The sequence below is a fragment of the Streptomyces sp. NPDC002156 genome (assembly GCF_053593675.1).
The window spans coordinates 67,611-94,188 of the sequence record NZ_JBSFDA010000019.1 but is presented as its reverse complement, the minus strand read 5'-3'; the positions used below and the strand labels follow the sequence as shown (position 1 = coordinate 94,188).

Genomic DNA, 26,578 nt, shown 5'->3' with positions numbered 1-26,578 from the left:
GTCGATGTTCGCCCGCGACCCGGAGCGCTCCCCGTACCGCGAGCCGCAGCGCGGCCTGATGGACCGGGCGGTGCCGGGATGCCTGTCGTGCTCCATGGCCGACCGGATCAGCTCCAGGCTCTCGCCGGGCCGCCCCTGGTCGAGCCGGACGTCGGCGAGTACCCCGGCGGTGACCGCCCAGAGCCTGCCGCCCGCACCCAGCTCCTGCACCGCCCGCTCTGCCGTCGTCGTGGCGACGTCCGGGCCGTCCACCAGCGCGGTGGCCCAGGCGCGCAGGGCCAGGGCGAAGCCGAGCAGGGCCGGCCGCTCCATCCGGTGGGCGTCCTCCTCGGCGCCTTCGGCCGATCTCAGCGCGTCCGAGAGCCGGCCGACGCTGACGCTGGCGTAGGCGTGCGCGAGCCGCAGGTAGGGCAGGACGAACAGTTGTCCCGAGATCTGCGCGAGCCGGATCCCGCGGGCCGTGTGGCGCAGCGCGTCGTGATGCCGCTCGGCGAGGGCCTCGGCCCAGCCGAGTTGGGAGACGGTGTCCAGGTGCGGAGTGAGTTCGCTGTCTCCCGTCGAGTCCACCAGTGCGCCGGCCTCCCGGGCCCGGTGCAGCAGAGTGGGGACGTCTCCCGCGAAGGCACTGCAGTGGGTGAGACGGACGGTGGCAGCCATGCGGAGGTGGCGGTTCTGTACCTCCGTCGCGTGCCGCAGCACATCCTCGGCCAGTGCCCGTGAGCGGGGGAACGCGCGGCGCAGGAGACTGACCGTGGCCAGCTCCAGCCGCAGAGGGTTGCTCAGCTCGGCGAAATCGGCGACGCCGTCGTTGTCTTCGGCGTCTTCGGCCATCAGGGCGAGTTCGGCTGTCAGGAGGGACTCGGCCCGGCCGTAGTTGCCGAGGTGGCGTTCGACCATGGCATGGAACGCCACGAGTTCCGTGTCCGCCCTGGTGCGAGGTGCGCCGGACGGCCGGGGGATCCGTCGCAGCAGTTCCCGGCATTCGCGCAACTGCCCGATGGCTCCGAGCGAGCGCGCCAAGGACGTCGTCAGCCGCACCCGCAGCCCCTCTCCGTCCTCGCGGATGAGGCTCAGCGCCGTGCTCAGCCATGACGCGGCAGCCGCCGGATCCGTGTCACACACCTGATCGGCCGCTTCCGTCAGCAGGCGGACCGCGTTCTGGTCACCGGGCTCAGCGCACCGGGCGACGTGCGGAGCACGCTGCGCCGGGTCGGCGCCCGCCTCCCGGAGGACGCGGTCGGCGCGTGTGTGCGCGGCCAGGCGCCAGCCGTGCGGCGCGCCCTGATAGACAACGGTGCGCAGCACCGGATGGCGCAGGCGGCACCGCCGTCCCTGGGCGTGATCGGCGCGGACCAGGTCCATGGCGATCAGACGGTCGAGAGCCTGTGTGGTGCTCGCCGGGTCCCGGCCTGCCAGTTCGGCCAGGTGTGTGGGGTCGAACTCCTCGCCCAGCACGGCGGCGGCCCGCAGGACGTCCTGCTCCGCGGCGTCCAAAGGGGCGAGTTCACGTGCCAGCACGGAGCCCGCTGTCATGACCGTCTCGTCCGACAGGACCCATGGGTTGATCCCGCCGGGTGGCGCGAGCGGTCCTGGTGACTGGGACAGCACGCGCAGGTAGAACGGATTGCCGCCGGCGGCCTCGTACAGGAATCGCTGCCGTTCGGTGGTCGCTGCGAGGCCGGGCAGCTCACCGGCCGTGCCGCGCGGCAGCGGCCCGAGCCGGAACCGCTCCACGCGGAAGGCGTCGTCCGGATCGGCGAGACACGCCGTCAATGCCGTCGGCCGCTGCCTGGGGCGTACGGAACACACGAGGATCAGCGACGTGCCAGGCCGGGGCCGGCGCAGGAGATGGCCCAGGAGCTCGACGGACTCGTCGTCGGCCCACTGGAGGTCGTCGAGGCAGAGGGTCAGACGACGGCGGTCACCGGCCGCCGCCCACAGGAGACCCGCGATACATCGGCGCAGTCGAGTTTGTTCCTCGGCGGGGGGCTCGGCCCCGGCCGCCGGTCCGTCCGGACCTGCTTCCGGTCCCGGCCCTGTTTCCGGTTCTGGCTCCTCCTCCCCCTCCGCTACCGCTTCCGTGAAGTGGCGGAGCAGGAATGCCCGGTCCTCCGGGGCGACCGCTGCGAGCACACCGGGAAGTTCGAGGGCCCGGACGACCGGTGTGCGGAAGACCCCGAACGGCCGTCCCCGATCCGCCCCTGACACTCTGCCCGACAGCACGGTCAGCCCCGCCCTCTCGGCGAGCCCGGTCCATTCCGTCAGCAGCCGGGTTTTGCCGATGCCGGGGTCTCCGGTGATCTCCAGCAGCCAGGGCCCCGCGTGCGTGCGAGCCGTGACGACCCGCCGTAGCCGTTCGGTCTCCCGCTCACGACCGGTCAGAGGCTCCTCACAGACGGAGGATCGTGCTCGGTCCAAGGGCGTGTCCAACGATGTCTCCCTCACAACAGTGGTCAGCTGCGAGATCAACCTTCATCGAACCCAAGTGCGAATACGTCGGGGGAAGTACGTAAGCCTTGTACGTACCTGCCGTACCGTTGGGCGTCAGGGGACTCCTCCGGCTGACGTCGCCGAATTGCTACGGTCGCGTCCGGACACCCAGGGAGGAAAGAGGAGCGCGTGACGGCCCGTATCGAGCTGGACGCAGTCGACAAGGTTCTGATCCGGCTGCTTCAGCAGGACGGCCGCGCCTCGTACACCGACCTGGGCCGGGAGGTGGGGCTGTCCGCTCCGGCCGTGCGAGCCCGTGTGCAGCGCCTGACGGAGCGCGGCCTGCTGGAGTTCGCCGCGGTCACGGACCCGCTGAAACTCGGACTGCCCGTCATGGCGCTGCTCGCCATCAAGGTCGACGGTGGACTCCCGGAGATCATCGACGCGCTGGAGGCCATCGACAGCGTGATCTACCTCGTGTCCACAGCCGGTTCCTGCGACCTGTTCGCGGAGGTCGTGTGCCGGACCATGGACGAGCTGTCCACGATCATCAACGACAGGGTCCGCACCATCCCAGGAGTGCGCGCCGTGGAGTCCTTCCCGTACTTCGGTATCCATGTGCACCGGTTCACGTGGGACATCCCTGACTGAAACGGCTGCAATACGCAACTGTGACATCGCAATCGACGTCCAAGTATGCGTGTCACTTCAAAAACGGAAGTCGAGCCCAGTGGTTTCCGTCTGTATGGTTGTCCTGTCAGTACCCTGTGCGGAGGGAGAACGGCGTTCATGGCCGCAGCGCCCATACCGGCTGCCAGGGAGCGCCTCGTCGGGCGGCAGGCCGAACTCTCCTTGCTCAAGCGGACCGTGGAGGCGTTGGGAAACGGTCAGGGCTCGGTCGTCGAGATCTCCGGAGAGCCGGGCATCGGGAAGACCAGCCTGGCCACCGCGCTGACCGAGCTGGCCGCGCAACGGGGCATCCCGGTGGTCCGCGCCCACGCCGTACGCGGCAACACCGCCTCGTTGCAGGTGTTCCGCGACGCCTGGGCGGCACGCGCGGCCGACGGCGGCCCGCGGCGCTTCGACGAGGTCGGTGACCGGCCCGCCGAGTGGGCGGCGGGTTGCGCCCTGGTCCTGGACGACATCCACTGGTGCGATCCGGGCTCGACGGCGCTGCTCGTTCGGCTGGTGCGATCCGTGGTGCCCGGCCCTTTCCTGCTCGCCCTCGCCCACCGTCCCGGTCAGACGCCACCTGAGCTTCGGGAAGCGCTGGAGGACGGGGCACGGGCCGGCGCGGTGACGCGTGTCGAACCGGGCCCCCTCGCCCCGGAACCAGTGGCCGCGTTGCTGGCCGACCTGCGCGCCCCTGGGGGCTCCGGACCGCGTACCCCGGCCGTACTCCAGGAGTTCGCCACCCAACTGTGCACCGCGGCCGAGGGCAATCCGCGCCACGTGCGGCTGCTCGCAGCGGCGAACTGGCACCCCGAGCACTGGCCGGAGCGCCCGGGCACCGACACCGCCGGGCTGCTGCGCGAGGCGAAGCCACTGATCGCCGAGCTCGACGCGCTGTCGCCGCAGGCGGCGGTCACGGCGTCGGCGGCGGCCGTCATCGGCAGCCCGTTCCGGCCGGAGGACACCGCCCAGGTCTCCGGCCTGGGGATGGACAGCACGCTCGACGCACTCGCCGAACTGGAGCGGGCGGATCTGGTGCGCTCGGCCGACTGGAAAGGCGGCCTGACCTTCCGTCATCCCGTCGTCGGCCATGTCGCGTACGAGAGAGCCGGACTCTCCTTCCGGCTGCGCGCCCACCGTCGCGCCCTGCAACTCATCACCGGCCGTGGCGGGCGGGCCCGCGAACGAGCCCGCCACGCCGAGCACCTGCTGGGCACCGACGCCGCTCTCGCCGCGCGCACCCTGGCGGAAGGGGCCGCCGAGATCACCGCACAGGAACCGGCGGCTGCGGCTCACTGGCTTCGGCTGGCCCTGGAGGCCCTGCCCGACGGGGGAGGCGATTCCACCGTACGGACCGAGATGGAAGTCGCCTGCTGTCGTGCGCTGATCGCCTCGGGCCGGCTGGACGAGGCCCGCACCCGCGCGCACGAACTACTGGGACGCCGGCCCGAGACTCTCGGTGAGCGGCAGTTGCTTCAGACCCACGCCGTCTGCGCCGGCGCCGAGCGGCAGCTCGGCCGGTACGCGGAAGCGGCGGCCATCGCCGGCGCCGCTCTCGGACTGCTGCCCAGACCGCTGCCGGATCCGTTGCCGGCCGAGGCCGCCGAACTGATCATCGAGTACGGGCTGGTCCATGTCCTGCGCGGTACGCACGACCAGGCACGCGCCCTGCTCCGGGAGGCCGTACGGACGCCGGTCGAAGCGGACGGTACGAAGGAGACGGATCGCACCGTACTGCGGGTCCTCAACGCCCTCTGCGCCACCCACGCCGGTGACCTCGACGAGGCCGCCGACGAAGTCACCCACTGTGCCCGGCTCGTCGACGCCCTTCCGGACCCCCTCGCCGGGCGCACGCCGGAAACCCTTGCCCTGCTCGGCAGCGCCGAGCTCTACCTGGAGCGGTTCACGGACGCGGTCCGCCACCTGAGCCGGGGGCTGACCGCCGACCACACGGGCCCCCAGCAACCCATCCTGCTCCACCGGCTGCTGGGACTCGCCATGGCCGAGCAGTGGACCGGCCACCTGGACGCCTCCCAGCGGCATGCCCGAGAGGTCGAGACTCTGGCCCGCTCCCTGGGCGTGCCGCCCGCGGTCGCCCTGGCGCAGGCGATGCGCGCGACGGCGCTCGTGTGGTCCCGCGGCCGGGAGTACGCCGACGAGGCCGTCGCCCTCGTCGAGGAGGCGACGAGCATCACCTCGGCAGGCCACAACTGGTGGGCCGCCTCGGCGACGGGCCTGCTCGCACAGGCCCGGCTGCTCGCCGATGATGCCGCCGGGTGCCGGCGGACCCTGCTGGACAGCGGGGTCAGCAAAGGACTGCCGCTGGTCAGGCCCTTCTCCCGGCCCTACCTGCTTTCCCTCTTGGCCATGGCCACGCTGAGCTGCGGGGACCGCGAGGAGGCACACCGACTGGTCCGGACCGCCGAGGCGGAGGCCGAGCGGCTCGGACTGCCGGTCCAGGAGGCATACGTACGCCGGGCCCGAGCTCAACTCCACATGAGCGACGGCGAACACGACGCGGCGTCCAAACTTTTCGAACTCGCTGGGGAGGCCTTCCGATCCGCCGGTATGCCCGTGGAGTACGCCTGGACCCTGGCGACCGGCGCCCGCTCCCTCCACGAGACCCAAGGCCCGGCCGCGGCCTTCGGCCACCTCGACGCGGCCGAGGCGATCGCCCGCGCCTCCACGGCGCTGCTCGTGCAGGAACACGTGGCCCAGCTGCGCGCCGAACTGTCGGCGGACAGCCGCACCGCACACCCTCTCGGCCTGCTCAGCGACCGCGAACGGGAGATCGCCGAACTGGCCGTGGCGGGGCTGCGCACCCGCGAGATCGCCGAGCGGCTCTTCCTCAGCCCTCGCACGGTGGAGACCCATCTGTCCCGCGTCTACCGCAAACTCGACGTCACGTCCCGGCTCGCCCTGTCCGACCTCCTGCGCCGGATCAGCTAGACGCCCGGCCCGGCAGACGGCCCGGGTCCGGCGAACCGAACAAGCGCGCCAGGCCCGTCCGCCGGGACCGTTCAGGAACTCCCGCTGGGCCGGGCCTGGTTGATCATTCGGATGCGGGCAGTGCTCGTCGTTCGCGTTCACCCCGCACCTCCTCGAGTCCGGCATCGACGCCTCGGTCGGTACATCGGCGACGCCCTGGACAACGTGCTCATGGAGTCCCGGACGGGCCTCCGCGAAACGGGGCCGGCCCAGCTCTGCGGGACTCGGCGCGCTCTCCACACCGTGCTCGACAGGCCCTCCTGCGCGACGGGCGACGCTACGAACGCCCACCGTCCACCATGACTTGGCCCGGCCGTTCGGTCACGTCCGTCCGGCGGGCAGCAGGAGCAGCCACCCCAGCCGGGCGTCCCCGATCGGGGATAGGGATCTCCCCAATGCTGCGGGAGGCGCCAGTGCGAAGAATCGACCGTGTTCGCAGGAAGGGACGCCAGGGACGCATCCCCCGCCATTCCTGCGGCTTTCCCCGCACGCTCGATCTTGGAGTTCCTTGTGGCACTGGGCAACCCTGGGGCCGGCGACGCCGGTTTTCCTCTGCAGGCACTGGTGCGCTTCGTGCTCGACGACGAAGCGGGTACCCCGGACTGGGAGACGGCCGAGCGAGGCTTCTGGTGCCGGGTCGGGCCGGTGGAGCAGGAGCGCCGGGTGCAGGGCTGGAAGCTGCACGTGTCCGCGACCCCGCTCTCGGCGCCCGAGGTGCTGGTCCGGGCCGCGCGGGTGCTGGTACGTCACGGGTGCCCGTTCAAGTTCGCCGCGCGGGCCGCGTACGTCGAGGAACTGACGGGCATCCGGTACGACCGCGCCCAGTGCGGCAAGTTCATCACCGCCTACCCCAGCGACGACGACCAGTTCCGGGCCCTGGCCGAGGAACTGGACCGGGCCACCGCCGGACTGCCGGGCCCCCACATCCTGTCCGACCGCCCCTACCGCCCGGGCAGTCTGGTCCACTACCGCTACGGCGCGTTCCGCGGTGTCCCCCACCTGACCCACGAAGGCGTCCACCAGGCCAGGCTCCAGGCCCCCGACGGCAGTGCGGTCGAGGATCTGCGCACCCCCTGGTTCGCACCGCCGGCCTGGGCGGAGCTGCCGTTCCCCGGCCCGCCCGGCAGACCCGGAAAGGCGCCGAGCGCACCCCGGCAGGTGCTGCTGCGGGACCGTTACGCCGTCCACGACGCGATCCGGCACTCCGCGCGCGGCGGTGTCTACCGCGCGGTGGACCGGCAGACCGGCGACGAGGTCATCGTCAAGGAGGCCCGGGCGCACGTCGGAAGCTGGTACACGGGACTCGACGCACGGGACGCACTGCGCGCGGAGGCGACGGCGCTGACCGGACTGGCCGGGCTCGGACCCGACCTCGTCGAACTCTTCGACCACGAGGACCGCACGTTCCTCGTGGAGGCCGTGGTCCCCGGGACGACTCTGACGCGCTGGGTCGGCGAACGGTTCGACGCCCTGCCGGACCCCGTCACCGGGCCGCCCCTCGACGACATCCGCGACATCGCCCTCCGGCTCACCCGTCTGCTCGGCGAGATCCACGACCGGGGCCTGGTCTACCGGGACTTCACCCCCAACAACGTGATGGTGACCCCGGACGGGGAACTCCGGCTCATCGACCCCGAGTTCGTGGCCCGCCCGGGCGAGTGGGGGACCCGCGCGTACACCCCGGGCTACGGCGCACCCGAGTACGCCGACGGACCCCGGTACGGACCCGCCCCCGGGTTCACCGTGGACCTCTTCTCCCTGGGCGCCACCCTCTTCTTCATGGCCACCGGCGTCGGCCCGGCCTTCGCGGGCGACGAGCCCGCCGACCGCCGTACCGTCGTGGAACGACTCGACGCCGTCCTGGCACTCACCGTCGAGCACAACACGGCGGCCCGGACCCTGGCGCCGGCCGTGCGCGGCCTGTGCGCGCAAGATCCGGCGGACCGCTGGTCGCCGGAACGGCTCGTCGACTTCCTGGAGGACCAGGCGGGGGACCAGACGGAGGCGCACGCTGAGGATCCGCGTCCCGTCGGCTCCGGACCTCTGCCGCGCTCTGGCGATTCCGGCGGGGATCCGGTGGATCGGCCGGTCGGCTTCCTGGAGGGAGATGTGGAGCAGCCGCGTCCTGTCGGCTCCGGATCTCTGCCGCGCCCCCGCGACCCCGGCGACGACCCGGTGGACCGGCTCGTCGACGACGGTCTGGCCCACGTACTGGCGACCACGGCCGACGACGGCGCCGAACGACTCTGGCAGAGCACACCCTTCGGTGACACTACGGACCCGTGCAACGTGCAGCACGGTGCCGCCGGAGTCCTCGTCACGCTGGCTCAGGCCGACGCGGCGCTCGCACGCCCCGACCTCCGGGCCGCCATGGCCCGGACCGCCTCCTGGCTCACCGCCCGCCTCGACACGCCCGGCGCCCGACCGCCGCTGCCCGGTCTCTACTTCGGCCGCGCGGGCACCGCCTGGGCGCTCCACGACACGGCTCGCCGTCTCGACGACGCCGGTCTCGCCGAGCGCGCGGAACGGCTGGCGCTGGCACTGCCCCTGCGATGGGAGAACCCGGACCTGTTCCACGGCGCGGCCGGAGCCGGCCTGACACAGCTGCGGCTGTGGCGGGCGACCGGACGCGAAGAGTTCCTGGACCGCGCGGCGGCCTGTGCCGACGGCCTTGCGGAAGTGGCCGTGCGCGGTGACGACGGGGTGTTCTGGCCCATCCCGGCGGACTTCGACTCCGCGCTCGCCGGTATCACCCACCTCGGATACGCCCACGGGGTGGCGGGCGTGGGCGCCTTCCTCCTGGAGGCGGCGCTGGCCACCGGCCGCGAGGACCTCCTCGACCTGGCCCGAGAAGCGGGCGACACTCTGACGCGCTCCGCCGAACGCGGTGTCTGGGGGGCACGCTGGCGCACCGACCGCACGGCGGAGAACGGCACCGGCATGCTCTACCACCTGTGCAGCGGCGCCTCGGGGGTCGGCACCTTCCTGCTCCGGCTGTGGCGTGCCACCGGCGAGGACACCCTGAGGGAACTGGCCGAGGAAGCGGCGACCGCCGTCCACCGCGCCCGTACGCGTACCGGAACCGCCGTCTGCCACGGGCTGGCCGGCAACGGGGACTTCCTGCTCGACATGGACCAGTCCCTCGGCGGTCCGTACCGGGCCATGGCCGAGGATCTCGCCGCCACCCTCCACACCCGGCACGCCCTGCGCGACGGCCGTGCGCTGCTGCCCGACGAGAGCGGTACGCGCATCACCGTCGACTACGGTGTCGGCCTCGCCGGGACTGTCTCCTTCCTACTGCGTCTGCGGCACGGCGGTCCGCGCCCGCTGCTCGACGACGCGGGGTGGCCCGGGCAGCGCGTCGTACGGGCCACCGCGTTCGATGAGGTGCCGGCATGACGCCCCGGACCCTCCACCGCGGCAGCAGGGCGTTCTCCCCGAGCGGGTTGCGGGCGGTCTGCGTCGCCGGCGACGAGGCCGGCGCCCGCCACCTGGAGACATGGGAACTCACCGAGGCCGGCCCGCGCAGAAGGCTGCGGATCACCCTCGACCAGGACCTGCCCCTGACCCAGTGCGTGGCGCTCGACGACGGCCGGGCCCTGCTCTCCTGGCACGAGCCGGGCGGTGTCCAGCACATCGACCTGTTCGACCTGACCGGCGGACGCCGATCGCTCGGCCCCTGTCCGACACCACTGCGCCTGCTGCCCGGCCTGGACCTGCCCGGCTGGATCGCCACGGCCGTCGCGTACGGAGCCGACGACCATTCCACGGTGTTCCGGGTAGGGGACGACGAGCCCTGGCTCACGCCCGTCGTCCGGCTGCCCGGACGACTGGGCGGCGCCGCGGCCGTCGGCCCCTGTCTGGCGGTCACCGCGGTCGTCGACGGGACACCGACCCCGCTCCGCATCGACCCCGCCGCCCTCGAGAGCGACCGGGTCACCCGGCTCACCGGCGACGGCAGCGGGGCCGGCGTCGGCCATGTCCTGCTGTCCCGCGCGGGCCGGGTGCTGCTGGCCCTGGACACCGGCGCCGGACCGCGCCTCGGGGTGACGACCGGTACGGTCGTACGTCTCCTGGACGGGCTGGGGACTCCGGACTCGACCGTCACCCCGCTGACACTGGACCCGACGGGAGGTCTCCTGGCCGCGTCGGTCAACAGGGGCGCGCGCTCCGAACTCGCCCTGTACGACGTGGAATCCGGCGCCGTCCGCCAGGTGGCGACGCCCCCCGGTGTCGTCGGGCCCGAGGCCGCCTGGACCCACCGGGGGCTGTGGCTGGCGTACACAGGCCCGACCAGGCCCACCGTCTTCGGCTGGGTACGGCCCGGCGAGAGCGAACTGCGGTCGGCGCCCGCTCAGGCCGGCCGGCATCCCGCGCGGCTGGAGCGGCTGCCCGGCGCGAAGGGCTCCCTCGAAGCCGTGGTCTACGGGCCCGACTGGCGTGCCGGCGCCCCGGTGGTGATCGTGCTGCACGGCGGACCCGACCGGCACTGGACGCTCGCCTTCGACAGCCTGTTCCAGCTGTTCGCCGACGCCGGGCTCGCCGTGATCGCCCCCAACCAGCGCGGCAGCACGGGCTACGGCCGTGAACACGCGGACGCCATCCGGGGCGCGTGGGGCGGGCCCGACCTCGCGGACATCCGTGCTCTGCGCGCCTACGTCGACGAGACGCGCGGACCGGACGCACCCCGGCCGGCGGTGTACGGCAGCAGCTACGGCGCTTTCCTGGCCCTGCTGGCGGCTGCCGCCGACCCCGACGGATGGTCGGGCTGCGTGGCTGTGGCGCCGTTCAGCTCGGTACCGGCGCTGTACGCGGACGCGTACCGGCCGACCCGCAACCTCATCGACCGGCTGGTGGGCCACGGCGACGTGGACGACGTGCTGGGACCGCGCGATCTGCTGCGGTTGGCGGGGCTCATCCGCACGAGGGTGTTCCTCCTCCACGGACGGCTCGACGAGACCATCCCGGTCGCCCACGCACGGGCGTTGGCGCACCGGCTGATCGACGCGGGACACGGCCACGTCACCTACCGGGAGCCCGCCGACCGGGGCCACACGGCCCTCACCGCTCTCGCGGGCGCTCCGCAGCCGCGCGAGATCACCGACTTCCTGACCCGGCCGGATGCCCGTCGCGGGGCATCCGCGGGCCAGGGAAACCGGCCGCCTCTGGCGGCCATGGCACACCACTGAACGCGAGACATGAGGAAAGGAGGTGAATTCATGGACATGGAACTCGAGATCGAGGCGCTCCAGCTGCTCGGCCCCGCCGACGCGTCGCTGTACGACGGCGGCGGCCTGGACCCGGCGACGTGCGGCATCACCTGCGACGGCCCCACCTGCAAGGCCACCTGCGGCGCCACCTGCACCGTCACCGGCTGATCCGGTGACCGGGCAGGACAGGCACAACCGTAACGACACCCGAGAGGAGGTGACTTACGGACATGGACACCACCATCGACCTGGGCCTGGACGTCCTCCAGCTGATGACCAGCGAGGAGGCGCGGCTCTACACCGGTGACCGCGACAAGGACGAATGCGGCACGTTCACCTGCGCGGTGAGCTGCAACTACAGCTGCGACATCACCTGCAACCTCACCAGCGCTCTCTGACGAACCGGCCGGGCGCGCAACGCACGCGCGCCCGGCCGGTCACCCACCCTACCCAGAGAAGAAAAGAGACACAGCGTGATGGAGATCGAGACGGACGCCCTCCAGCTCCTCCTCGCCGAGGAGAGCCGGCTGTACGACGGCGGCGACCTGGACCCGGATGCCTGCCCCTTTGCCACCTGCAAGCTCAGCTGCAACACCATCACCGCCTGATCCAGTGATCGGGCAGGACCGGAACGACACCCCGGAGCGGTGACCTACGGAATGGACGCCACCATCGACCTGAGTCCGGACGCTCTCCAGCTCCTGAACATCGGGGAGGCGCGGCTCTCCACCGGAGACCTCGACCCCGAACAGTGCCGCGTCACCTGCGAGTCGAGTTGTGCCGCCAGTTGTTTTAACACCTGCGAGTACAGCCGGCTGTGATGACGAACCGGCCGGGCGCGCAACGCACGCGCGCCCGCCCGGCCACCCGACCTACCCAGAGAAGAAAAGAGACACAGCGTGATGGAGATCGAGACGGACGCGCTCCAGCTCCTCCTCGCCGAGGAGAGCCGGCTGTACGACGGCGGCGGCCTGGACCCGGAGTCCTGCGCCCAGACCTGCGGCGTGAGCTGCGCCCAGACCTGTAGCCAGAGCTGCCTGGTCACCACCTGATCCGGTGACCGGGGAGTACCCGAACGACTTCCGCGAGGAGGTGACTCATGGAAACGCATACCGACATCGAATTGGATGCTGACGCGCTCCAGCTGCTGAACGGCGAGGAGGCGCGGCTCTACCTCGGCGACCGCGACCCACCGAAGAAGAAGGGAGACACACCCCCCATGGAGATCGAGACGGACGCGCTCCAGCTCCTCCTCGCCGAGGAGAGCCGGCTGTACGACGGCGAACTGGACCCGGAACCCTGCGGCAGCACCTGCAAGATCACCTGCTGGTTCTCGGTCCAGTAGCCGGACGCGTTCCCACAGCCGGACGAAAAGGAGAGGCCCGGAGCATGGCGGACACCGACACCGACATCGACGCCCTGCAACTGCTGAACGGTGAGGAGACGCACGTCCAAGCCGTCGACTGCGGCATCACCCTCGACGACATCGCCACCCGCACCTGCGCTACCACCTGGTAACGCGCGGGACAGCACGACACGGACAATTCGGCACAGGCGGTACGACACGAAGGAGAGAGCGACATGGCCCCGGACGGAAGCCGTGCACTGCTGCTGAGCACGGCGGCGCGTGTCCGCGGCCCGCTGACCGCCCTGGTGGCCCTCATGGTCACCAGGGCACTGCTCGGCCTGGCCACCCCCACACTGCTCGCGGCCTCGGTCAAGGCCGCGCTGGACGGCGGCAACGCCGTGCGCCCGGTGGCCCTGCTCGGCGCGGCGGTCGCGCTGTCCGGTCTGCTGGACGCCACGACCGCCCCGCTGGGCGCCTCGGTCGTGGGACGGGCGGGCGCCTGGCTCCAGACGCACACCGTGGGACATCTGCTGACGTTCGGTCACCGCTCGACACTGGCACCGGGCGATGCCACGGCCCGGGTGGTTCAGGCCGCGCCGGGCACGGCGGGGCTCATGGTGACGGTCGCCGGTTCGGTGATCTCCCTGGCCAGTTCCGTGGTCGCGCTCGGTCTGCTGTGGTGGATCGACCCGTGGGCGGGACTGGTCTTCACCCTCGCCGTGCCGGCGGTCGTGCTGGTCTCCCGGCGCTTCATCGGCGGCGCGACCACCGCGCAGGCCGGCTACCTGGAGGCCCAGTCCGCCATCTCCGCCCGCCTGATGTCGGCGCTCGCGGGCGCCCGTACCATCAGGGCCGCCGGCACGGTCGGCGCCGAGACCGACCGGGTGCTCGCCCCGCTGCCCGGGCTGTCGGCGGCCGGACAGGCCCTGTGGAACCTTCAGCGCGGCACCGTATGGCAGCTGAAGCTGCTGATCCCGCTGACCCAGGTCGTCGTCCTGGCGGTCGCGGGCCTCGGCGTGGCGTCGGGCCGGACCGGCCCGGCCGAACTCCTCGCGGTGACCGGGTACTTGGGCATGGCCTCCGGCGCGCTCGCCCAGATCGACGTACTGCTGGAGATAGCCCAGGTCCGCGCCGGTACCACCCGCCTCGCCGAGATCCTCGCCCGCCCTGGCCCCGTGGACGGCACCCGGCAGGGCCTCCCGGCCGGTCCGGGCGAGGTGGAGCTGCGCGAGGTGACGGTCACCAGGGACGGCGTGCCCGTACTGGACCGGCTGGACCTGCGACTGCCGGCCGGGCGCTCGATCGCGCTGGTGGGCCGCTCCGGCACCGGCAAGAGCGTGGTCGCCGGACTGATCGGCCGGCTGTCCGACCCCGACGGCGGCCAGGTGCTCCTGGACGGCGTGCCGGTCGACGAACTGCCCCTCACGGAACTGGGCCGCCAGGTCAGCTATGCCTTCGACCGTCCGGCGCTCACCGGCGCCACCGTCCACGAGGCCATCGCGTACGGCGGGCCGGGTCTGGACCACGCCGACGTCGTCGAGGCCGCCCGGACAGCGCACGCCGACGCATTCGTCCGCCGGCTGCCGCACGGGTACTACACCGCACTGGCGGACGCCCCCATGTCCGGCGGCGAACGCCAGAGGATCGGCCTGGCCCGCGCTCTGGTCCGCCCCGCGCGCGTGTACGTCCTCGACGACGCGACCTCCGGACTGGACACAGTCACCGAGGCCGAGGTGACCGAGGCGCTCACCACCCGGCTGCACGGCCGCACCCGCCTGATCGTGGCCCACCGGGCGGCCACCGCGGCCCGCTGCGACCTGGTGGCATGGCTGGACGGCGGACGGATCGCGGCCCTCGCCCCGCACGCGGAACTGTGGCGTGACGACGGATACCGCGCGGTCTTCGCGGAGACGGAGACGGGGATGGCGATGGGAACAGGGATGGAGACGGCGCCGGAGACGGAGACCGGCACCCCGATTCCGGCCCCGGCCCAGACTCCGAGTTTGACCTCGCCACCGACTCCGGCGCACGACGAACAGGAGACAGCCGATGTCTAGTGTGGTGAGCGGCGACGGCCTGCGGCTGCTGCGCTCGGGACTGCGTGGGAGCCGCCGCCCGCTGACCGGGCTGGCGGCCTGGTCGCTGGTCGAGGCGTCCCCCGCCCTCGCCTCCGGCTGGGTGACGGCCGCCGCGATCGACCGGGGCTTCCTCGCGGACCGCCCCCTCACGGGTCTGGCCTGGCTGGGCCTGCTGGCCGTCCTCTACGGGGCGCGGGCCGGCGCGGAGCGGGCGATGTTCCCGTACTTCGCCGCCGTCGTCGAACCGCTGCGGGACCATCTCGTACGCGTCCTGGTCCGCGCCACCGTGGAACAGGCCGCCCGACAGGGCCGGGCCGACTCCGCCGCGGTGGCCCGGCTGACCCGCCAGGTGGAGCTGGTGCGCAACCTGGTCGCCACCCTGCTGCGCACGGCCCGTCCGCTCGCGCTCACCCTGGTCGCGGCGGTGATCGGACTGCTGCTGCTCGACCCCGTCGCGGCGGCCGTCGTGGTGCCCCCCTTGCTGTCCGTCCTTCTGGTGTTCCCGCTGACGCTGCGCGCCATGATGCGCCGGCGCCGCGCGGTGGTCCTCGCCGAGGAGCAGGTGGCCGTACGGACCGGGGAGGTACTGGGCGCAGCCCGTGACATCTTCGCCCTCGGCGCGCGGGAGCACGCCCTCGGCCAGGTCGAGGCGGCGACGAACGCGTATGTCCGGGCGGGCGTGGCCGCGGCCCGGTTCGGGGCGGTGCGGGTGCTGCTCGTCTTCCTCGGTGGCCATCTGCCGCTGCTGGCGCTGCTGCTCACCGGACCCTGGCTGGTGAGCACGGGCCGGATCAGCCCCGGCGAACTGGTCGGCGCGATCACCTATGTGACGGGTTCCCTCATCGGCGCGCTCGCGTCCGTCACCGGATCCGTCGGCGGCTACTGGACCCAGCTGGGCAGCACGTTGACACGGCTGGCGGAAACGGCGTACATCGAGCCGGAGACGGCGCCGGGCACGGCCTCCGTCTCCGCACCGGACGGCTTCCGGCTGACCGCCGAACGTCTCACCTTCGGCTACGGCCCGCACGCCGAGCCCGTCCTGCGCGACCTCTCCCTCGACGTGCCCGAAGGCGGGCATCTGGCGATCGTCGGCGCCAGCGGCATCGGGAAGTCCACTCTGGCGGGCCTCCTGGCGGGCCTCGAAACGCCCAGCTCGGGCACGGTTCGGCTCGGAGGGAGCGACCTCGCACGGCTCGACCCGGGCAGCAGCGCCCGTACGGTCGCCCTGGTCCCGCAGGAGGCGTACGTCTACCACGGCAGCGTCCGCGAGAACCTCCGGTATCTGGCGAGTACCGCGACCGACGCCGAACTCGCCCGTGCGGCCGTGGAGGTGGGCGCCGACGCCGTGATCGAACGACTCGGCGGCCTGGACGCCGAACTCGTCGACCCGGCCACCCAGTTGTCCACCGGGGAGCGGCAACTGCTGGTCCTCGCACGGGCCTTCGTGTCACCGGCCCGCGTCGTCGTCCTTGACGAGGCCACCTGCCACCTCGACCCGGCGGCCGAGGCCCGCGCGGAGAGCGCCTTCGCCGCCAGACCGGGCACGCTGATCGTCATCGCCCACCGCATAGCCTCCGCCCGGCGCGCCCGGCACGTCCTGCTGCTCGACGGCGAGCACGCCTACCTGGGCACCCACAAGGATCTTCTCGCCGTCTCCGCCGGCTACGCGGACCTCGCCGGCCACTGGGCCGCCGAGGTGGCTCGGTGAAGCCCGCCCCTGCGGGGGCAAGTGGCTACCGGCGCCGACACCGACGATGGCGCGGTATACCCACTCCGGTCGAGTGCAGACGACGAAAGCGGGGACGCTCGAACCCCTCTGGGGAAGAGGTTCGGCGCGGAGACGCCGTCGAACCAATCGCCTCGAGCCGCGGCGGGTGGGACGCCGCCCGGTCCAATGCCCGCGACGGCCGGGTGGTTCGCCTGCCTTGACAGCGTCTGACCGCAGAGCGCGGGCGGCACCGGTCCCACACGGCCGGACCCCGAGCAACAGGAAAAGCAGGGAAGGCAGGACCAGATGATCCGCATCTCCTTCAACGCCGAACGCCGGCCGGCAGATGCGGACACGGGTGAGCTCGTTCGCCGAACTTCCGGGTCCCAAGGTCTCGTTCCGCCCGGTACTCCTGCTGTAGATCGTGATCATGTTGGCCAGCAGCCAGCTCGGTTGTAGTGGTTTGCTCGGGAGCGGTCCTGGTGGGAGTGGCTGTGCCGCTGCTTGTCGAGGCAGCCGGAGTCTGTTCGGAGGGGTGCAGGGTGACGGGGTCGGTTTCGAGGCCGTCGGCGGCAACGCCGGCCGATGTGAGGCGGGCGTGGGCCGAGACGGAGGTGAACCTGCCGGCTCCGCTGGTGGCACTGTGGAGCGTGAGGGACGGCCTTCTCACCGAGTCCGGTGTCGCCGTGTACTCGGCAGGGGACATCGGTGAACGCAATGCCACGTACGAAGTCGCGCAGTATGCACCGGGTTTCCTCCTCGTCGGTGATGACAGCGGTGGCCGCGGATTCCTCCTGCGTGCCGATGACCCGGACTCCGCCGTGTTCTCCTCCGGGCTGGGCGATCTGGATCCTGCGGACTTCGACGTCGTGTCCGCGGACTTCGTGTCCTGGATCGAATCGCTTGGTCCTGCTCCTTGCTGTTGACGAAGGGCACTCCCGGGTTCGCTTACCGCGGGGGTTGGACGGGGCCGATCGGACTGCGGGTCACGGCGTAGACCCTGCCTGTGGGCAGGAGGCGTTCGAGGTCCTGATGGGCCGGTTCGCGCGGGTTGAGCCCCGGCGCCGCATCGTCTCGGCTGCGGCCAACGGACTTCCGCCCCTACCTGTCCGCTGCGATCGTCACACTGCGTATGCTCATCCGCCGTGCGACCCCGCGCTACCGCTGGGACGGCCGCCCCACCAGCAGGCGACTGGAGTGATGCCTACCGCAGGGCGCTCTAAAAATCGATCGGCTGTGTGGCTACCCTGCGGGAATGCCGTACGAGCTCAACGCCGTCATTGGAAGCTTCGACCTGCTCAGGAGCCGGACTGCCGGGATTCGGGAAGCGGCTGTCGCCCCGCTCCGACAGCGCATGGGGCTGGTGCCAGTCACCAAACAGCTCCTCGAGGAGGCAACTGGTCTGCTTACCGGTCAGGATGGCGCCGGGCCTGGTCAACCATTCACGGTAATGTCCCCGGCCTTCGGGCAGACCTTGGGCTACTGGTCCCGGGGCGGGCCGATCGCCTACGTGCAGGCAGACTTCCACGGAGGAGACGGATACCAGACCGCTGCCGTGTGGCGAACCGGCGCGAAGGTGTGGGGCCCGGCCCATACCTGGGACTTCACCGGTCCACGGGAAGACTGGCCGATCAACGCCGCGCTCGCCCTGCTCGATGTCGTTCCGCGCAGCTCCGAAGAAGCGAACTACCACGACCTGTTCCGGGAGATGGGGCTTGGCCGGGAACAGGACATGGACGGCTGGCAGTTGGCCGGCCGGACCGCTCGATGGGCGGCAACCTACGACGAGTGGCATCAGGAGCAGCTGGCGGAGCATGAGAGAACAGCGCGTGCCGCTGCGAAGGTCGAGAAATACAGAAGGCTCCCAAACGTTGCGGTGGCTCTGGACGGCAAGGCCATCATGGAGCTCCTCGGCATACCTCCAGGCCCACTGATCGGCGCGGCCACTCGCCATCTACAAGAGCTGCATCTCGAACGCGGCCCGCTGTCACGGGAAGAGGCCGTGACCCGGCTGCGGACCTGGGCCGCGGAGCAGGACACGGGATACCGAGGCCGGTGAGCGGTCAGGTATTCGTTTCATGAGGACTTCAATCATGCCGCCACCCGAACCGCGGGTCGGCGCGTTCCGAACAGAGATGACGCAACACGGGTAAGAGGTCCTTTGCGGTCACAGAACGTCAACCCTCCCGTGATCATGTGAGCCTTTGCCCGCTTCGTCGCGACCAACTCGGTCTCCCAACAGTGCACGGCCTACTGCCGGTCGCTCCATGCCTTCGAACCTGACTTCTCACAAGGAGAGGGGGCACAGCGGCAGTTCGACGAAGACTTCGAAGCCGCCCTGAGGGCGATGGCCCACGCGCAGGCGGCCGCCGGCCGAGGCGGCGCGTTCGCGCATGCCGATGAGGCCGTATCCGCTGTCCGGGGCAGGAGGGGAAGGCGGCTTTCTGCCCCCCTCGTTGGTGACGGTGATGCCCAGCAGGCCATTGGCGTAGACGAGCCGCACGTCGGCCGAACCGGTGACGGCGTGCTTGGTGACGTTGGTGAGTGCCTCCTGCACGATGCGGTACGCCGTGAGTTCCGCTCCTGCGGAGAGCGGCCGGGGGTCCCCGTCGGTGGTGACGGTGACGATGAGTCCCGTGCTCTGGAACGAGGCGGTCAGTTCCGGGAGCTGAGCGAGCCCGGGAACGGGTTGCAGGGGCTCGTCCGTGTCGTCGGCGCGGCGCAACAGGCCGACGGTGGCCTTGAGTTCACGCAGGGCTGCGGAGGTTGTGCCGGCGAGTTCGGCGACGATTTTCGCGGCCTCGTCCGGTCGGCTGCGCATGAGGTGGGCGACGGTGCCGGCCTGCGCGTTGGCCAGGGCGAGGTGGTGGGCGGCGACATCGTGCAGTTCGCGGGCGATGCGCACGCGCTCTTCGATGACGCGATGCCGCGCTTCGTCCTCCCGGGTTCGTTCCGCGTGCTCGGCGCGGGTCTGTACGGCTTCCAGGTAGGCCGCGCGCAGCCGGTGGGTGGTGCCGAGGACGGTGGACATGATCAGCCAGGCGGCGGGGCTGATGGTCCTGAGGGCCAGCGGTTCGTCGGTCGGGCCGTCGAAGACTGCCGTCCCCACCAGCATGGCGATGCAGGTGAAGGTAACGGCGTACGCGGTTCTTCGGTCGGTGCGGACGGCCAGTGAGTAGAGAGCGGCCATGAGCGGTCCCAGCATCAGGGCGGTGACCAGGTAGCCGAGCGCGGCGATGGCCATGGTGGAGACGGTGATTACTGCCACTGCGGTGCGGGGGTGACTGCGGCGCCACAGCAGGGCGGTGCAGGAGACGCCTGACAGCAGCACGCCGGGCCACCACGTGACCGGCAGCGCTGCGCCGGGGAGCGTGACGATACTGCCGAGGGACGAACAGGCGAAGGGCACGACGGCCACCGTCACATTGACGGCGCGCGGGTGATCGAGCACGAGTCGCCGCAAGCTTTTGATCATGGGGGGAGTTCCTGGCGGGAGCGGTACTGAGGAACGACGGTTCAACGGCGCCGAAAGGGACGCTGTGTTCGTTTGGGCGCCGCTTGGTCGGGTCGAACCGGACGGCCTGGCGATCGCGGCGGCCCGGGGGGTCTTTCGTGCCTGAGTGGGATTGCTGCGGTGGTTCCTGCGGCCGACCCTGGTCAGCCGCAGGAACCACCGAGCCTCAGACGTGGCGAGGGGTGCTCGTCAGATGGCGGACCAGCCGTTGTCGACGGGCAGGACGGCGCCGTTGATGTTGCTGGCGGCGTCGGAGGCGAGGAAGAGGATGGCGGCGGCCTGTTCGTCGGCGGCGGCCGGCCGTCCGGAGAGGCCGAGGTAGGGACGGAGCGTGGCCGGCCCATGGGCATCCGCCCGGGCGTCGACCTGGATGCTGGTCGCGGTCGCCCCGGGAACGATGGCGTTCGCCCGGATCCCCACCCCGCGGTACATGACGGAGAGGGACTTGACCAGCCCGACGATGCCGTGTTTGGAAGCGGTGTACGCGGCGCCGGCGGCGCTGCCCCGCAGGCTCGCCTCGGAGGCGGTGAAGACGATCGCGCCGCCGTCGGTGTTGGCCAGCATGTGCGGCAGGACCGCCCGGGCCAGCAGGAAGGGGGCGGTGAGATTGACCCGGATGACGCGCTCCCACTCGGCGTCGTCGGTCTCACCGAGAGCCGACATGCGGTCCATGATCCCGGCGTTGTTGACCAGGACGTTCACGCCGCCGAAGGTATCCACGGCGGTGGCGACGACCTCGTCCACGACTCTCTGGTCGCTCAGGTCGCCGACGACCGCGCGGGCGATGCCACCCTCGTTCTCGATGGCCTTGACGGTCTCCCCGGCGCCTTCCGGGTTCAGGTCGGCGACCAGGACCCGCGCTCCCTCAGCGGCGAACTTGAAGGCGGCGGCGCGGCCGATGCCCGATCCGGCTCCGGTGACGACGACGCTGCGTCCCTCAAAACCGTTGCTGCTCATGATGTGCTCTCTTTCATCGGTGTGCTGGGTGAACGGGCAGGTCTGTTCTTGCTCTGTTCGTCCTGCTCGGGCTTCGAAGAGGGGCTCCCGGACCTGGGGGGAAGATCGGGTCCGGGAGCCCCGCGCCGTACCCCGTCCCCACGGGGTACGGCGTGGCGGGACCCCCTCCGCTCAAGGCGGTCCCGGTCGGTGAGGGCCATGGCGCGCGGTGCCGTGGCCCTGTGCGGGGAATGGACAATCGGCTCAATGGTGATCATTTCGAAGCGCTGACGGCGCGCAACACGGCGTCGGCCATGCCACGGGCGCCGCGCTCGTTGGGGTGCATGGGCGCGGCGGGGGCGCTGGGCAGAAGCGGCTCGACCCAGCGGGTGTCCCTGTCCGAGCAGGCGTCGCGGCCGACGGAGGGCTGGTACGTGTCGACGTATCCCGCTCCGGCGTCCTGCGCCCGTTGGCGCAGCATGCTGTTGAGCTGCTGTTCCTTGGCGTTGAGGTACGTCGCGTCGCCGGGGGCGATGGTCATGTCGTCGCGGCAGCCGTCGCCTTTGGCCGGCAGGATCGCCGGGTATCCCACGACGTACACCCGGGCCTGCGGCGCACGGCGCTTCACCTCGGTCAGTGTCTCCGACAGCCGTTCACCCGCCGTACTGATCTTCTGCTGTACGTCGTCGGTGTCGCCGGAGACGTACTTTCCCCGGCACGGTGCGTCGTTCCCGGTGTACTTGCCGCGGCCGGTCGCGTCGTAGACCACGCCCGCCTTGACGCAGGTGGTGATCAGCGAGCTGAAGCCGATGTCGTTGCCGCCGATGCCGAGGGTGACCAGCCGTGTGTCGGCGGACAGCGCCGACAACTGGGCCGGATTGGTCCCGCCATCGGTGGACTGCGGCGCGGTCATGTCGGCGGTTGTGGCCCCGCTGCAGCTCACATCGCGGAAGTCGGCAGCCTTCAGCCCCAGCTCTTCGGCGACCAGCGCCGGGTAGTTGCGGTCGGAGCGGTCGCACCCGGCCGGGGATCCGGTCTGGTTGGGTATCTTCGGCCCGGCGGTGTAGGAGTCGCCGAGTGCCACATACGGGCCCCGCGGGGCCGTGGAACCGGCCGGGTCGGCGTCGTCGTCGTGCCGTGCGATGCCGAGCGCGGTGACCAGGGTGCCGCACGCGAGGAAGACCCCGACCAGCATCGTGCGTACGTGAGTCGTCATCAAAGCGTCCTGTCTTTTCCGGCGATGCCGGACCGGGGGGTGGAGGCGCGGCGGCTGAGGGCTTCTCCCTCTGTGCCGGCGGGGACGAGGGCCAAGGGGACGACGAAGGCGTCGAAGAGGACGGCGACGGCCAGTCCGAAGCCGATCAGCTTGATGGCGGATTCGCCGGAGCCGATGAGTCCCGAGAACACGGCCGTCATGATCAGCGCGGCCGCCGCCACGACGCGGGCGGTGTACCGGAACCCGCTGATCATGGCCTGTGCCGGGCTGTCGCCGTGGACGTATGCCTCCCGCCGCATGCGGAAGATCGGCATCATGCTCATGATCGGCCCGGTCGGTTCGACGCTCGAGAGGCCGGCACCACCACCCACGGCGCGGCGACGGACCAGCGCCGCCGGAAGGCGGGCCGGCCCGGTCGATGAAGGAAAGCAGCCATGGCAGAGGACTCCACATCCTGGCCTCGGGGACCTTGCCAGGCTCCCGGAACGGGACTGCGTAGTCGTCGTGCGGCTGCCGACAATCTGTAGTGGTTCTTATGTATTACAAAGGTGGCTCACATACGACTGGCGTAGTAGCTCTCCGCCGTGAGCCGCCTGAGTGTTCAGCTGCTGTGCACGGTGGCGACGAGACGGCCCAGTCCTTCGCGGAGGTCGTCGATGCCGCAGGCGTAGGAGATGCGCAGGGCGTGCTTGCCGCCGTCGGCGTCGAAGGCGGTGCCGGGTACGACGGCGACGTGCTGTTCCTCCAGCAGGCGCCAGGCCAACTCGTCGGAGGGGCCCAGGCGTTCGGGGTAGCTCAGGTACATGTAGAACGCTCCGCCCGGCTCACCGAGCGACAGGACGTTCTGCTGGGCCAGCACTTCCAGTGCCGCGTTGCGGCGCCGTTCGAACTCCTGGCGCATCGCCTCCCGTTCGGCGCCGGCCTCGTCGAGCGCGGCCGCGCCGCCGAGCTGTGCGAACGTCGTCGGGCAGATGGTGGTGAACTGCCGGATCCGCAGTGCGGGCCGTACGAGTTCCTTGGGCCCGGCGAGCCAGCCCAGCCGCCAGCCGTCCATCGCGTACGCCTTGGCGAAGCCGCCGACGACCAGTGTCCGGTGGCGCAGGTCGGCGACCGAGGCGGGCGAGATGTGCCGGCGTCCGCCGTAGACCAGCTCGGCGTAGATCTCGTCGGACAGCACCAGCGCCCGGGTGTCCCGGACGACATCGGCGACCCCGGCCAGCCGCTTGGGGTCGGTCACCGCGCCGGTCGGATTGTGCGGGGTGCACAGGACCACCATGCGGGTGCGTTCGGTCATCACGGCCGCCAGGGCGTCGGGGTCGACCTGGTAACCGTCGTCGGCGCTGAGCGGCAGGATCACCGGGGTCGCGCCGGCCAGCCGTACGCAGGCCACGTACGCCGACCAGGCCGGCACCGGTATGACGACCTCGTCGCCCGGGCCGCAGAACGCCATGATGGCGAGGAAGACCGCCTCGTTGGCGCCGATGGTCACGAGGATCTCGTCGTCCGGGCTGTAGATGAGATTGTGCCGCCGGTCCAGGTAGCGCGAGATGGCGGCACGCAGTTCCGGCTGGCCGGCGTTGGGTCCGTAGTGCACCTTGCCGTCCGCGATCGCCTGGGTCGCGCGCCGCTTGGCCACTTCGGGGGTGTCGAAGTCCGGGCGGCCGATCTCCAGGTGGATGACACGCTCTCCGGCGCGTTCCAGCTCGCTCGCGCGGTCGAAGATGGCGCGGATCGGGGAGGGCTTGATGTCGGCCAGCCGGGCGGCGGGCTGGGCGAGGTCGAATGTGGAATTCACCGTGTTCAGTCTCCTCAGAGGGGGCCGAGGCGTGGTCGGTAGGGCCGGGAGCGGCCTGCGGGTGCCGGGAAGGGGGGTGTCAGCGCACGCGTGCCAGGAAGCTGCGGGTGCGTTCGGCCCGGGGATTGTCGAGCACGTCGCTCGGAGGGCCCTGTTCGACGATCACTCCGCCGTCCATGAAGATGACGCGGTCGGCGACGTCGCGGGCGAAGCCCATCTCGTGCGTGACGACGATCATGGTCATGCCGTCGCGGGCGAGGTCCTTCATGACGGCGAGGACCTCGCCGACCAGTTCCGGGTCGAGCGCGGAGGTGGGCTCGTCGAAGAGCATCAGCTTCGGCCGGAGCGCGAGGGCACGGGCGATGGCGACGCGCTGCTGCTGGCCGCCGGAGAGGTGGTTGGGGTAGGCGTCGACCTTGCTCGCGAGGCCGACTCGGTCGAGGAGTTGGAGGGCGTGGGCGCGGGCCTGCTCGCGCGGTTCCTTCTTGACCACGCACGCACCCTCGATGACGTTGTCGAGGATCGTGCGGTGCGGGAAGAGGTTGAACCGCTGGAAGACCATGCCGATATGGCTTCGCTGGCGGGCCAGTTCCTTGCCGCGCAGTTCGCGGAGGTGGTCCCCGGACGCGCGGTAGCCGATGATCTCGCCGTCGACGCTGATCACTCCGGCGTCGGGACGCTCCAGATGGTTCACGCACCGCAGCAGGGTGGACTTGCCGGACCCGGACGGGCCGAGCATGCACACGACTTCGCCGCGTTCGACGTCGAAGTCGAGCCCGTCGAGGACGGTCAGCATGCCGTACGACTTCTTCAGGCCGCGGGCCTGCACCATGGCCGCCATCACTTGGCTCCCTTCACGGTCTTGGTGGCCTTGGCGGTCGCGTGCGCGTGGCCCTGGCCGAGCCGCTTCTCCAGGACGTGCTGGCCGAAGGTGGCCAGCGACACCAGGACCAGGTACCAGATGCTGGCCACGATCAGCAGCGGGATGACCTGGTAGTTGGTGGCGTAGATGTGGGTGACGGAGGAGAGCAGGTCCTGGCCGGAGATGAAGGCGACCAGGGAGGTGGCCTTGAACAGGTTGACGAACTGGTTGACCGACGGGGGCACGATGACCCGCAGGGCCTGCGGGAGCAGCACGCGCCGCAGGGTCTGGCCGCCGGTCATGCCGAGCGACTCGGCCGCCTCGGTCTGGCCCCGGTCGATGGCCAGGAAACCGCCGCGTACGACCTCGGACATATACGCGGCCTCGTGCAGGCCGAAGCCGAGCAGCGCCGCCATGAACCAGTTGATCGCCTGGTTGGTGTCGATGCCGCCCGCGCTCTCGCCGAAGAAGACGGCGGGCCCGAGCAGCGGGAACACCAGGGCCAGGTTGAACCAGAAGATCAGCTGCACCAGCAGCGGCGTACCGCGGAAGAACCACAGGTAGAGGGAGGCCGCCGCGGACAGGACCCGGTTGTCCGAGGTGCGCAGGACCGCGATGACGACGCCGAGGACGGTGGCCAGCACCATGCACAGGACGGTGAGCAGCACGGTCCAGCCGACCCCGCGCAGTATCTCGGCCTTGAACAGGTAGTCGCCGACGACCGACCAGCCCATGTTCTCGTTCGTCGCAACCGACGCGACCATCAGCCCGAACAGGACGACGAGGACCGCGGTCGCCGCCCACTGCCAGGGCTTGCGATTCGAGGCGATCCGCAGACCGACGAGCCGGTCCACGTCCAGGGCGCTGTCGGACGTCATAGCAGTGCCCGTGGTCATGACGTCGCCGCGTTCACGCTCGGGGCCGGCATGGCCAGGTCCTTCATGCCCCACTTCTCGAGGATCTTGCCGTAACTGCCGTTCTGGATGATCTCCTTGAAGCCGGCCTCCAGCGCGTCCCGCAGCTCGGTGTTGTCCTTGCGGACGGCCGCACCGTGGAACTGCGGGTAGAACGGCTCGCCGACCACCTCGCCGTACTGGCCGGTCTCGGCGACATGACGGCCGATGACGACGTCGATGAGCATGGCGTCGGCGCGCTTGGTCTTCACCTGCATCATCGCCGCGGATATGTCCTCCAGCTGCAGGACCTTCACGGCTTTCTTGCCCGCGTCCTTGCACGCGGCGCTCTGCTCCTCGGCGAGCCGGGCGGAGATGCTGCCGGTCGCGGCGGCCACCGAGGCGCCGCACAGGTCGTCCTTGCCGGTCAGCTTCTTCGGGTTCCCCTTCTGCACGAACAGCGACTGGTACGACTTCGTGTAGTCGACGAAGTCCACCGCCTGCTGGCGTTCCTTGGTGTCGGTGAAGTCGCCCATGGCGACGTCGAACTTCTTCGACTGCAGTCCGGGGACGAGCGCGGGGAAACCGGCGTCGGAGAACTGGACCTTGACGCCCAGCGCCGAGCCGAGGGCGTCCATCAGCTCCCGCTCGAAACCGGCGGCCTTGGAACCGTCCTTGTAGAGGTAGGGAGCGACCGTGGTGCTGCCCGCGATCTTCAGCGTGCCGGAGTCCCTGATGCTGTCGGGGAGCTTGGCGTTCAGGGGATTCGAGGAAGCAGCGGCGTTCTGCGACGACGACTCACCGGAGCCGCAGGCCGTGAGCGTGAGGGCGGCGACCGTACAGGACGCGGCGAGGAACAACGTTCTCTTCATGGTGTCCTCCACTGAAGTGGTGAGGAGGGAAAGGGAGATGAAGGAGATGAAGTTGT

General features: G+C 71.0%; 23 protein-coding genes and 2 pseudogenes. 16 read left to right on the top strand and 9 right to left on the bottom strand.

Annotated elements, in window-relative coordinates:
• The coding region (locus ACWCRB_RS11595) for an ATP-binding protein (RefSeq protein ID WP_450995853.1) at positions 1-2,430 on the bottom strand (2,430 nt) is incomplete at its 3' end.
• A 189-nt stretch (positions 2,431-2,619) separates the two neighbouring features.
• Here ACWCRB_RS11595 and ACWCRB_RS11590 point away from each other — a divergent pair.
• The 16 genes and pseudogenes from ACWCRB_RS11590 to ACWCRB_RS11515 all read left to right on the top strand — a co-directional run bounded on the left by ACWCRB_RS11590 (position 2,620) and on the right by ACWCRB_RS11515 (position 18,493).
• Positions 2,620-3,081, top strand: a complete 462-nt coding sequence (locus ACWCRB_RS11590; protein ID WP_389349303.1) for an Lrp/AsnC family transcriptional regulator — start codon at positions 2,620-2,622, stop codon at positions 3,079-3,081.
• A gap of 138 nt (positions 3,082-3,219) precedes the next feature.
• Positions 3,220-6,051, top strand: coding sequence for a LuxR C-terminal-related transcriptional regulator (locus tag ACWCRB_RS11585; RefSeq protein ID WP_450995852.1), 2,832 nt, complete (start codon positions 3,220-3,222; stop codon positions 6,049-6,051).
• 549 nt (positions 6,052-6,600) lie between these two features.
• Positions 6,601-9,489, top strand: a complete 2,889-nt coding sequence (gene lanL, locus ACWCRB_RS11580) for a class IV lanthionine synthetase LanL (RefSeq protein WP_450995851.1) — start codon at positions 6,601-6,603, stop codon at positions 9,487-9,489.
• A complete protein-coding gene (locus tag ACWCRB_RS11575) occupies positions 9,486-11,279 on the top strand; it encodes an alpha/beta hydrolase family protein (RefSeq protein WP_450995850.1) in 1,794 nt (597 codons plus the stop codon). The genes lanL and ACWCRB_RS11575 overlap by 4 nt, the downstream gene beginning before the upstream one ends.
• A gap of 30 nt (positions 11,280-11,309) precedes the next feature.
• Complete coding sequence (locus tag ACWCRB_RS11570; protein WP_389349307.1) at positions 11,310-11,468, top strand: hypothetical protein; 159 nt, start codon at positions 11,310-11,312, stop codon at positions 11,466-11,468.
• 62 nt (positions 11,469-11,530) lie between these two features.
• Positions 11,531-11,698: a hypothetical protein gene (locus ACWCRB_RS11565; RefSeq protein WP_450995849.1), complete on the top strand. Its 168-nt coding sequence runs from the start codon at positions 11,531-11,533 to the stop codon at positions 11,696-11,698.
• Positions 11,699-11,773: 75 nt separating this feature from the next.
• Positions 11,774-11,908, top strand: coding sequence for a hypothetical protein (locus tag ACWCRB_RS11560; RefSeq protein WP_450995848.1), 135 nt, complete (start codon positions 11,774-11,776; stop codon positions 11,906-11,908).
• Positions 11,909-11,947: 39 nt separating this feature from the next.
• Entirely contained in the window at positions 11,948-12,121 is a 174-nt protein-coding gene (locus ACWCRB_RS11555; protein WP_450995847.1) for a hypothetical protein, read from the top strand.
• Positions 12,122-12,199: 78 nt separating this feature from the next.
• Positions 12,200-12,352 carry a hypothetical protein gene (locus ACWCRB_RS11550; protein ID WP_450995846.1) on the top strand — a complete coding sequence of 51 codons (153 nt, stop codon included), beginning with the start codon at positions 12,200-12,202 and terminating at the stop codon, positions 12,350-12,352.
• Between the two features lie 47 nt (positions 12,353-12,399).
• On the top strand, positions 12,400-12,645 hold the full coding sequence (locus ACWCRB_RS11545) for a hypothetical protein (protein WP_450995845.1): 246 nt from the start codon (positions 12,400-12,402) through the stop codon (positions 12,643-12,645).
• A gap of 44 nt (positions 12,646-12,689) precedes the next feature.
• Entirely contained in the window at positions 12,690-12,818 is a 129-nt protein-coding gene (locus ACWCRB_RS11540) for a hypothetical protein (protein ID WP_389349312.1), read from the top strand.
• Positions 12,819-12,881: 63 nt separating this feature from the next.
• On the top strand, positions 12,882-14,705 hold the full coding sequence (locus tag ACWCRB_RS11535) for an ABC transporter ATP-binding protein (RefSeq protein ID WP_389349313.1): 1,824 nt from the start codon (positions 12,882-12,884) through the stop codon (positions 14,703-14,705).
• Positions 14,698-16,434 (top strand): ABC transporter ATP-binding protein, encoded by a 1,737-nt coding sequence (locus tag ACWCRB_RS11530; protein ID WP_389349314.1) that lies wholly within the window; start codon positions 14,698-14,700, stop codon positions 16,432-16,434. The genes ACWCRB_RS11535 and ACWCRB_RS11530 overlap by 8 nt, the downstream gene beginning before the upstream one ends.
• A gap of 494 nt (positions 16,435-16,928) precedes the next feature.
• On the top strand, positions 16,929-17,360 hold the full coding sequence (locus tag ACWCRB_RS11525) for a hypothetical protein (protein WP_450995844.1): 432 nt from the start codon (positions 16,929-16,931) through the stop codon (positions 17,358-17,360).
• Positions 17,361-17,515: 155 nt separating this feature from the next.
• Positions 17,516-17,635 (top strand): annotated as a pseudogene (locus ACWCRB_RS11520) (IS5/IS1182 family transposase); the annotation flags it as partial.
• Positions 17,636-17,689: 54 nt separating this feature from the next.
• Entirely contained in the window at positions 17,690-18,493 is an 804-nt protein-coding gene (locus tag ACWCRB_RS11515) for a hypothetical protein (protein ID WP_450995843.1), read from the top strand.
• A 228-nt stretch (positions 18,494-18,721) separates the two neighbouring features.
• Here the strand turns inward: ACWCRB_RS11515 and ACWCRB_RS11510 are convergent, their stop codons facing one another.
• The 8 genes and pseudogenes from ACWCRB_RS11510 to ACWCRB_RS11475 form a co-directional block, all read right to left on the bottom strand.
• Entirely contained in the window at positions 18,722-19,909 is a 1,188-nt protein-coding gene (locus tag ACWCRB_RS11510; RefSeq protein WP_450995842.1) for a sensor histidine kinase, read from the bottom strand.
• Positions 19,910-20,137: 228 nt separating this feature from the next.
• On the bottom strand, positions 20,138-20,905 hold the full coding sequence (locus ACWCRB_RS11505; RefSeq protein WP_450995841.1) for an SDR family NAD(P)-dependent oxidoreductase: 768 nt from the start codon (positions 20,903-20,905) through the stop codon (positions 20,138-20,140).
• A gap of 253 nt (positions 20,906-21,158) precedes the next feature.
• Positions 21,159-22,100 (bottom strand): SGNH/GDSL hydrolase family protein, encoded by a 942-nt coding sequence (locus ACWCRB_RS11500; protein WP_450995840.1) that lies wholly within the window; start codon positions 22,098-22,100, stop codon positions 21,159-21,161.
• Positions 22,100-22,468: pseudogene (locus tag ACWCRB_RS11495) on the bottom strand (MMPL family transporter); the annotation flags it as partial. The gene ACWCRB_RS11500 and the pseudogene ACWCRB_RS11495, both read right to left, overlap by 1 nt.
• Before the next feature lie 233 nt (positions 22,469-22,701).
• On the bottom strand, positions 22,702-23,895 hold the full coding sequence (locus ACWCRB_RS11490; protein WP_450995839.1) for a pyridoxal phosphate-dependent aminotransferase: 1,194 nt from the start codon (positions 23,893-23,895) through the stop codon (positions 22,702-22,704).
• A 79-nt stretch (positions 23,896-23,974) separates the two neighbouring features.
• Positions 23,975-24,736, bottom strand: coding sequence for an amino acid ABC transporter ATP-binding protein (locus tag ACWCRB_RS11485; RefSeq protein WP_389349321.1), 762 nt, complete (start codon positions 24,734-24,736; stop codon positions 23,975-23,977).
• Positions 24,736-25,635, bottom strand: a complete 900-nt coding sequence (locus ACWCRB_RS11480; RefSeq protein WP_450995838.1) for an amino acid ABC transporter permease — start codon at positions 25,633-25,635, stop codon at positions 24,736-24,738. Before ACWCRB_RS11480 ends, ACWCRB_RS11485 begins: the two co-directional genes overlap by 1 nt.
• A 14-nt stretch (positions 25,636-25,649) precedes the next feature.
• Positions 25,650-26,522, bottom strand: a complete 873-nt coding sequence (locus ACWCRB_RS11475) for an ABC transporter substrate-binding protein (protein ID WP_389349323.1) — start codon at positions 26,520-26,522, stop codon at positions 25,650-25,652.
• Positions 26,523-26,578: the final 56 nt, after the last annotated feature.